The organism is uncultured Anaerotruncus sp. (genome assembly GCF_902490045.1).
GTDB lineage: Bacteria > Bacillota > Clostridia > Oscillospirales > Ruminococcaceae > Anaerotruncus.
On record NZ_CABUCJ010000111.1, the window covers coordinates 1 to 7,754 of the forward strand.

At 64.9% G+C, this 7,754-nt stretch carries 8 protein-coding genes and 1 tRNA gene; all 9 read right to left on the reverse strand.

Annotated elements, in window-relative coordinates:
* The 9 genes from RDM88_RS10395 to RDM88_RS10435 all read right to left on the reverse strand — a co-directional run bounded on the left by RDM88_RS10395 (window position 1) and on the right by RDM88_RS10435 (window position 7,536).
* Window positions 1-87 (reverse strand) — tRNA-Leu (locus RDM88_RS10395).
* Between the two features lie 81 nt (window positions 88-168).
* Window positions 169-1,389: a cofactor-independent phosphoglycerate mutase gene (locus tag RDM88_RS10400; RefSeq protein WP_308754775.1), complete on the reverse strand. Its 1,221-nt coding sequence runs from the start codon at window positions 1,387-1,389 to the stop codon at window positions 169-171.
* A gap of 30 nt (window positions 1,390-1,419) precedes the next feature.
* Window positions 1,420-2,913 (reverse strand): threonine synthase, encoded by a 1,494-nt coding sequence (thrC, locus tag RDM88_RS10405; RefSeq protein ID WP_308754776.1) that lies wholly within the window; start codon window positions 2,911-2,913, stop codon window positions 1,420-1,422.
* Between the two features lie 259 nt (window positions 2,914-3,172).
* Entirely contained in the window at window positions 3,173-3,508 is a 336-nt protein-coding gene (locus RDM88_RS10410) for an AzlD domain-containing protein (protein WP_308754777.1), read from the reverse strand.
* Entirely contained in the window at window positions 3,499-4,260 is a 762-nt protein-coding gene (locus tag RDM88_RS10415; RefSeq protein WP_308754778.1) for an AzlC family ABC transporter permease, read from the reverse strand. Before RDM88_RS10415 ends, RDM88_RS10410 begins: the two co-directional genes overlap by 10 nt.
* A 136-nt stretch (window positions 4,261-4,396) precedes the next feature.
* On the reverse strand, window positions 4,397-4,804 hold the full coding sequence (locus tag RDM88_RS10420; protein WP_308754779.1) for an RbsD/FucU family protein: 408 nt from the start codon (window positions 4,802-4,804) through the stop codon (window positions 4,397-4,399).
* A gap of 19 nt (window positions 4,805-4,823) precedes the next feature.
* On the reverse strand, window positions 4,824-5,411 hold the full coding sequence (locus RDM88_RS10425) for an SIS domain-containing protein (RefSeq protein ID WP_374045458.1): 588 nt from the start codon (window positions 5,409-5,411) through the stop codon (window positions 4,824-4,826).
* A gap of 62 nt (window positions 5,412-5,473) precedes the next feature.
* Window positions 5,474-6,475, reverse strand: coding sequence for a ribokinase (gene rbsK / locus RDM88_RS10430; RefSeq protein WP_308754781.1), 1,002 nt, complete (start codon window positions 6,473-6,475; stop codon window positions 5,474-5,476).
* A 44-nt stretch (window positions 6,476-6,519) separates the two neighbouring features.
* Window positions 6,520-7,536 (reverse strand): LacI family DNA-binding transcriptional regulator, encoded by a 1,017-nt coding sequence (locus RDM88_RS10435; RefSeq protein ID WP_308754782.1) that lies wholly within the window; start codon window positions 7,534-7,536, stop codon window positions 6,520-6,522.
* Window positions 7,537-7,754: the final 218 nt, after the last annotated feature.

Below are 7,754 nucleotides of genomic sequence, written 5' to 3' on the forward strand. Positions count from 1 at the left end.
TGGTGCGGGTAACAGGACTTGAACCTGCACAGCCTTGCGACCATTAGAACCTGAATCTAACGCGTCTGCCAATTCCGCCATACCCGCATATCAGCACGATTCTGAACAATCGTGCTTGATTATTATATCATCGGGAATCTGGCTTGTCAACCGCTTTTCCGGAAAATTTCAGATGCGTTCGTCGAGGAGGAGCTTCTCCATCAGGCGGTGCCCCTCGGGGATGAAAAGCCCCGTCTTCGCGGCGAGCGCCTCGGTGTAGGCGCTTGCGTGCAGCGGCGATTCGCGGTCGCTGCGGTAGAGGACGAAGGGCACCGGGTCGCTGCTGTGGGTGCGGATGGACAGCGGCGTCGGATGGTCGGGCATCAGCAGGACGGCATAGTCCTCCCCGCGCTTTTGCAGCGCGGGCAGCAGCCGTCCGAGGATTTCCCGGTCGATCAGCTCGATCGACCGGACCTTGTTTTCCACCTCGCGGCGGTGGCCGCATTCGTCAGGCGCCTCCACATGGATGTAGACGAAATCGCAGCCGTTTTCCAGCAGCTCGATCGCCGCTTCCGCCTTGCCCTGGAAGTTGGTGTCGACATTGCCGGTCGCGCCGGGCACGTCGACGCTGCGGAGCCCCGCGCAGATGCCGATTCCCTTGATGAGGTCGACGGCGGAGATGACGCCGCCTTTCACGCCGAACCGCTCTTCAAAGGAGGAGAGCGCGGGACGCGTCCCCTCGCCCCAGAACCAGCAGCAGTTGGCGGGGCGCAGGCCGCGCGCGGCGCGCGCCCGGTTGACCGGATGGTCGCGCAACAGCGCGTAGGAGCGTTTCATCAGATCGAGCAGCTGCCCGCCGTAGCGGCCCTTCGGGAGGTACTCCCGGACGGGCTTCAGCGAGATGTCGTGCGGCGGGGTGCAGTCGGTGCCCGTTTCGGCGCGGCGCAGCACAAGGCAGTGGCGGTAGCTGATGCCCGGATAGAGGTCGCGCGCTTCGGTGTGGAACTCCCGGTTCAGGAAGTTTACAAGCTCGGTCGACTCGGCCGTCGTGATCTCATCGGACGAGTAGTCGACCATCGTCGCGTCCTCGAGCGCCCCCTCCTCCGAGAGGTTCACGAGGTTGCAGCGGAAGGTCACGTCGTCCGTCGCGAGCGGGATGCCCATGCTCACCGCTTCGAGCGGAGAGCGGCCGCTGTAGTAGATTTTGGGATCATAGCCCATCACCGAGAGGTTGGCGGTGTCCGAACCGGGGGGCATCCCCTCGGGAACGGTGCGCGCCATGCCCACGGTGCCGTGCTGCGCAAGGAAATCCATATGCGGCTTGACCGCCGCTTCGAGCGGGGTTTTGCCGCCCAGCTCGGGGACGGGGCGGTCCGCCATGCCGTCGCCGAGCATTACCACATATTTCATACGATCACCCGTCCTGTCAAAATGGGGCGCTCAAACGCCCAGCCAGCCGCTTACGGCGTCCTTCATCCTTGCGGGCTCGACCGTCGCGGTAAACCGCTCGGTTTTGTCCTGAAGGCCCGCGAGCGCCTGAGGCGCGGGCTGTCCCGAGAGCTCCGACAGCTTTGCCAGCAGGGCGAAATCTCCGCCGTCCGCAGCCGTGTCAAAGGCCGCGGGCAGCACGCTGTTCGCGAATTTGAAGGGGCTCGCGGTGGAGGCGATGACTGTCGGCGTCCGGTCGCCGGTTTTGGCGGCGTAATTCCGGTAGACGTCCACCGCCACCGCGGTGTGGGTGTCGCAGAGGTATCCCGTCTCCCGGTAAGCGGTGCGGATGGCCGCGGCGGTCGCCGCGTCGTCGGCGCAGCCCGCCGCAAATTCGCTTTGCAGCTTTGCGAGGACGTCCGCCCCGACCGTGTATTTCCCCGTGTTGGCAAGCTCCTCCATATAGCCGCGCAGGACCTTGTCGTCCCGTCCGCAGAGCAGATAGAGCAGGCGCTCGAGATTGGAGGAGATGAGGATGTCCATCGAGGGGGAGGCCGTGACGAAGAAGCCGCGGTTGCGGTCGTAGGTCCCCGTCGTGATGAAGTCGGTGAGGACGTTGTTCCTGTTGGAGGCGCAGACGAGCTTTTTAACCGGCAGGCCGCAGTGCTTGGCGAAATAGGCCGCCAGGATGTTGCCGAAATTGCCGGTGGGCACCACGATGTTGATCGGGTCGCCGGGCTTCAGCTCCCCGGCGTTCAGCAGCTCGCAGTAGGCGGAGAAGTAGTAGGCGATCTGCGGGACGAGCCGCCCCCAGTTGATCGAATTGGCCGACGAGAGGATGTACCCCTTGCCCGCGAGCTCCTCGGCGTAGGCACGGTCGGTGAAGATCCGCTTGACGCCGTTCTGGGCGTCGTCAAAATTGCCCTCGGCGGCGAAAACCATGACGTTCTCCCCCGCCTGCGTGGTCATCTGGAGGCGCTGGATGTTGCTGGTGCCGCCGTCGGGATAGAAGACGCAGATTTTGGCGCCCGGCACGTCGGCAAACCCTTCGAGCGCGGCCTTGCCCGTGTCGCCCGAGGTGGCCACGAGGATGACGACCCTTTTGTCGCAGCCGGTCTTGCGCAGCGAGGCGGTCAGCAGGAAGGGCAGCAATTGCAGCGCGAAATCCTTGAAGGCGCAGGTCGGGCCGTGGAAAAGCTCGAGGATATGGGCGTTTTCGTCGAGCCGGACGACCGGCGCGACCGCTCGGGGCGGAAACTTCTCCGGCGCGTAGGCGCGCGAGACGTAGCCGCGCAGCTCCTCTTCGGAAAAATCGGTCAGGAAGCGGGAGAGCACGGCGACGGCCCGGCCGGCGTAGCCGGTCTTTGCCATCGCCTCGATCTCCGCAAGGGAGAACTGCGGCAGGCTTTCGGGCAGGAAGAGGCCGCCGTCGGGCGAAAGCCCCGACACGATCGCCTGCGCCGCGCTGACGCGGTGTCCGCTGTCGCGGGTGCTGATGTAATCCATCGAAACCAATCTCCTTTAAACTGTGCGCCAATGACACACAACTGTATTCAACTCAACTATCATAGCACATTCGCGCCGGTTTGAAAAGCCCAAAGGGAACTTTCGAGAAAGTTCCCTTTGGAAACCCTCAAAGCTTTTGGTTCAGGCAAAGCGCGGCGCTCCGTAAAAAATGAACCCGCAATGGATAGACGTTTTTACCGCGCCTTGCGGGAGGCGCCCGCACCCGCCCGCCGGCCTGGCATGGAGGCGGCGCGGAAGATCAGACGAACACGACCTGCAGCAGAAACATGTAGACGGCGGTCGAGATGCCGATGGAGAGCAGGTTGTTGCGCTTCCAGACGTGGATGGCGGCGGCCAGGACCACGGCGATGATCTCGGGCGCGCCGAAGGGCGCGGCGGTAAAGCGGGTGTTCCGCAGGCAGTAGATGACGAGGATCGAAATGATCGCGAAGGGCAGGATGCGCCCGAGGTAGACGACCAGGCCCGAGACGGGGCGGTCGTCGCGGAAGACGAGGAAGGGCAGCGCGCGGCAGCAGACGGTGACGGCGACGACCGTCGCGATGACGGCAATCGCCTGAAGCGGACTCAGCGGCATGATTCCGGCGCCTCCTTTCCATCCGGCGCGTCCCCGGCGGATTCCTCCGCCGGCGGGCCGATTTTCCGTTCGATCGTGCGGCGGCCGGCGATGAGCACCGCGACGGTCAGCAGGAGCGCGGGCGGCAGGAAGCCGCCGGTGCCGAACAAAAGCAGGCAGGCCGCCGCGCAGGCGATCCCCACGAGGGCGGGGATGTGGCTTTTGGCGGTGAGCCACTGCTCGACAAAGATGACGATGAAGAGGGCGGTCATCGCAAAGTCGATGCCCGTCGAGTTGAAGGGCACCAGCTCGCCGATCGTCGCGCCAAGCACCCCGCCCACGATCCAGTAGCTCTGGTTGAGGGCGGAGATCAGCAGGTAGAATTTCCCGCGGTCACAGCCCTCGGGGACCTTGACCGAACAGAGCAGCGAGTAGGTCTCGTCGGTGAGCGCGAAGACGAGGTAGGGCTTGACCTTCCCCAGGCCCTTGAACTTGTCGATGAGGGAGAGCCCGTAAAAGGCGTGGCGCGCCTGCACGGCGAGGGTGACGACCGCCGTCTGCGCCAGACCCACCCAGCCGGTGAGCAGTTCGACGAGCACGAACTGCATCGACCCGGCGTAGACGGTCAGGCTGCATCCGAACGCCCACAGGGCGTTGTAGCCCGCCTTCTGGAGCAGCAGGCCGAACGCCATGCCGACAAAGATGTAGCCAAAAAAGACAGGCGCCGTCGCGGTGAGCGCGGCGCGCAGGGTTCTGCGGGAATCCTTTGCCATGGAAAAAACCTCGAAACATCAGATTTTGATCTTTCCAATGGTAGCACAACACAGCGCAAAATTCAACCGGAAGCGTGTAAAAAAACCGCGCGGACAGCCCTGTCCGCGCGGTTTTTATCTTTTTTGCACCGGGCGGTCACGCGACCCCCACGGTGAGCAGGATGTTTGCAAAGACGCGTTTTTCGCCGGTGGAGATCGCCAGCCGGACCTTCGGCTCGCAGCAGGCGCCGTAGAAGGCCCAGCGGTCGAGCCCGTCGAGCGCCATCCCGCCGAGCAGGCGGGTGAAGTCGGCGAAAATTTCGGGGGTGCTGCCGTCCTCGGGCAGCATGACCTCCGCCTTTTCCACGTTGATGTTCTGGAGCAGCGTCTCGAGCACCTGCGTGACCTCGGGGACGCCCGCCGTCAGTCCCAGGTAGACCCTGTGCGCGCCGCCCGTTTTGGCGTCGAGCGGGTAGTTGCCGTCCGCGATCAGAATCTGGTCGCCGTGGCCGCAGAGGGAGATCGCCTTCATGATTTCCGGGTTGATACAGCCGCTTTTCAGCATGGCGCTTGCCTCCTGTCGGTTATTTTTCGTTGTCACGGAGCTGGCCGAGCGTCCCGCCCGGATGCCACTTGACATACTGCTTCGGGTCAAGCCCGCGGTCCGCCTGCAAAAGCACGCTCAGCCGCTGGAGCACGAAGTTCTCCGCGAGGATCGAGGCACGGGGCGCGCGGTTGAGGGGGCCGCCCTCGCAGCACACGCCCGCGAAGAGGTGCGCGGCGCTCTGTCTGGCCAGCCACGAATCGGGATTGCCCGAGACGCCGATCACCTCGCAGCCGTTATTTTTGATCGCGGTGACCGTCGTTTTCATCTCGGCGGTCTCGCCGCTGTTGGAGATGCAGATCACCACGTCGCCCGGCAGGAGCTGCCCGCAGGAGCCGTGCACCGCCTCGGTGCCGTGCAGGAAATAGGTGGGGGTGCCGGTGGAGGAGAGCAGCGACGCGCCGTAGCCGCTGACGTGGCCGGGCTTGCCGATGCCGGTGATGTGCAGGCGGCCGCCCTTCTGCCGGGAGGCGAGGATGATCTCCGCCGCCTTGACGTATTCGGCGTCCTCCACGCCGTCGGCAAACCGGTCGAACGCTTCGCGCGCTTTGGCGGTGAAATCGCGCATCGCCTGAATGGATTCCTGTTTCAAGCTGTTGTCGCTCCTTTATCGTAAATTCTGTTTCCGGACTATTTGAGCACGTCGAGCACCGACAGGTCGAAGCTGTCGAACTTCTGCTCCTTCATCAGCGCGACCACCTCGCCGAGGGTCGGCAGAGAGGGCTGCGCGCCCATTTTGGAGACGGTGATCGTCGCGGCGTAGCTGGCGAATTCGAGCGCCTGCGCCGGGGTGAGGCCCGCGCAGACCGCCGTCGTATACGCGCCCACGAACGAATCGCCCGCGGCGGTCGGGTCCTTGACCTCCACCACGTCGATGCAGGGGCAGTAGTGGCTCTCCCGCGCGTTCGCGACGACCGCGCCCGAGCTGCCCAGCGTGATGATGACGTTCTGCACTCCCTTGGCGAGCAGCGCCTGGACCGCCGCGTCCACGTCGGCGCGGTTGACCTCCTTGCCCTGCTTGCGGATCTCGATGCCCGTCAGGTCGGCGGCCTCGTGCTCGTTGGGGGAGATGTAGCTCAGGTGGGAGAGCAGCTCCGCCGAAAGCGGCGCGGAGGGCGCCGAGTTGAGCATGACCGGGACATCCTGCTCATAGGCGTATTTCGCCACGAGCTCGTTGATCTCCATCGGGATTTCGAGCTGGAGCATGACCATGTCGTAGGCGGCGATCTCCTCCTTCAGGAAGGCGACCTCCTCCGGCGTGATCGCCATGTTCGCGCCCGGCACCACGATGATGCGGTTGCGGCTCTTCTGGCCCTCCTCGACCTCGAGCGTGATGCTGCCCACGCCGGAGGCGTGGTCCGGGTCGGCCAGGATGTGCTGGGTGTGGATGCCGCTGGCGGCCACCGAGGCGGTCATCTCGCGGCCGAAGCCGTCGTCGCCCACCTTGCCCACCATCGTCACGTCGGCGCCCAGCCGCGCGGCCTGGACCGCCTGGTTGGCGCCCTTGCCGCCCGAGGCGGTGTTGAAGCTCTTGCCGATCACCGTCTCCCCCGAATTCGGAAACCTGCCGGTGGAGACGATGAGGTCCATCATGAAGCTGCCGACCACGAGGATTTTCGGTTTTTTGTACATAGCTGCATCTCCTTTATCAAGTTGGTCCTATCAACAAAATGACGTCACGGCCGCGCGGGACCGTGGGATTCGCGCAGGGTCAGCCCGGCGGGCAGGATGACCGTCCGTTCGGGCGGCTCGCGTCCCTCGATGCGTTCGATCAGCATCTCCGCCCCCCGCGCGCCCATCGCAAAGGCGCTCTGGCGCACCGCCGTGATCGGCGGGTTCGCGATCTCGGTCCAGTCGTAGTCGTCGAACCCGACGACCGCCACCCGGTCCGGAATGGCGATTCCCGCCCCGCCCAGGTATTTGACCAGGCCCATCGTCAGCACGCTGTTGGCGGCGAAGACGGCGTCCGCTCCCCGCTCGACGAGCTCGCGGGCCGCGTCCGACCCCGCCTCGATCGAATAGTCGAGCCCTGTGCGGACGAGGCCGGGGTCGAGGGGAAGCCCGCGTTTTTCGAGCGCCTTCCGGTAGCCGGCATAGCGGTCATAGGCGGTCGAAAGGTCCTGCGGGCCGCCGAGGTAGCCGATGCGCGCGCGTCCCGAATCGGCCAGCAGGCCGGCGGCCTGTTCGGCGGCGGATTCGTTGTCGCAGCAGACGAGCGGCAGGCCGCAGCCGTCGAGCCTGCGGTCGAGCAGGACGGTGGGCAGGTCGACGCCCGCGAGCAGCTCGTCGTAGCGGCTGTGGCGGCTGTTGGGGACGAGCAGGAGTCCGTCGATCCAGCTCTTTTTGAGCACCGAGACGCTGTCCAGCCGGATATCCGACCTGCGCTCGGAATAGGTGGAGACGATCAGGTCGTAGCCTCGCCGCTGGAGGGTGTCCTTGACGCCGCCGAGCACGTCGAAGAAAAAGCAGTTGGTCGAGTTGCCCGGCTCGGTGGAGGGGATGATCAGCGCGATGATGTTGGATTTCTGGGTCTTGAGCGCCCGGGCGGCGAGGTTGGGCCTGTAGCCGGTCCTGCGGATGGCCTCCTCGACGAGCCGGCGGCTCTTTTCCGATACGGGGCGGGTCCCGTTGATCGCGTGGGACACGGTGGTGATCGAAAGCCCCGTCATGCGGGCGATTTCGCGGATGCTCACGCTCTGCTTCCCCCTTTCCGCGCGCGTTTTCAGCGTGCCAAACGTTTTCGCGAAAACGTTTGGCGTCCGTGTTTATCTTACACGTCCCGCGGTTCCCTGTCAACGGACAGCCTGCACAAGAATAGCGGAGGCCTCTTGGCGGAAACGCCCGAACCGGGGATGCCGCCGTGCGGAAGCCCCCGGGAGGACGCGTCAAAAAGGCCGGGCGTTCCGGATGG

Coding starts and splice junctions, on each gene's coding strand:
- RDM88_RS10415 (WP_308754778.1), bottom strand. CDS start 4,260: ATGGCAAAGGATTCCCGCAGAACCCTGCGCGCCGCGCTCACCGCGACG.
- RDM88_RS10420 (WP_308754779.1), bottom strand. CDS start 4,804: ATGCTGAAAAGCGGCTGTATCAACCCGGAAATCATGAAGGCGATCTCC.
- thrC (WP_308754776.1), bottom strand. CDS start 2,913: ATGGATTACATCAGCACCCGCGACAGCGGACACCGCGTCAGCGCGGCG.
- RDM88_RS10425 (WP_374045458.1), bottom strand. CDS start 5,411: ATGCGCGATTTCACCGCCAAAGCGCGCGAAGCGTTCGACCGGTTTGCC.
- RDM88_RS10400 (WP_308754775.1), bottom strand. CDS start 1,389: ATGAAATATGTGGTAATGCTCGGCGACGGCATGGCGGACCGCCCCGTC.
- RDM88_RS10410 (WP_308754777.1), bottom strand. CDS start 3,508: ATGCCGCTGAGTCCGCTTCAGGCGATTGCCGTCATCGCGACGGTCGTC.
- rbsK (WP_308754781.1), bottom strand. CDS start 6,475: ATGTACAAAAAACCGAAAATCCTCGTGGTCGGCAGCTTCATGATGGAC.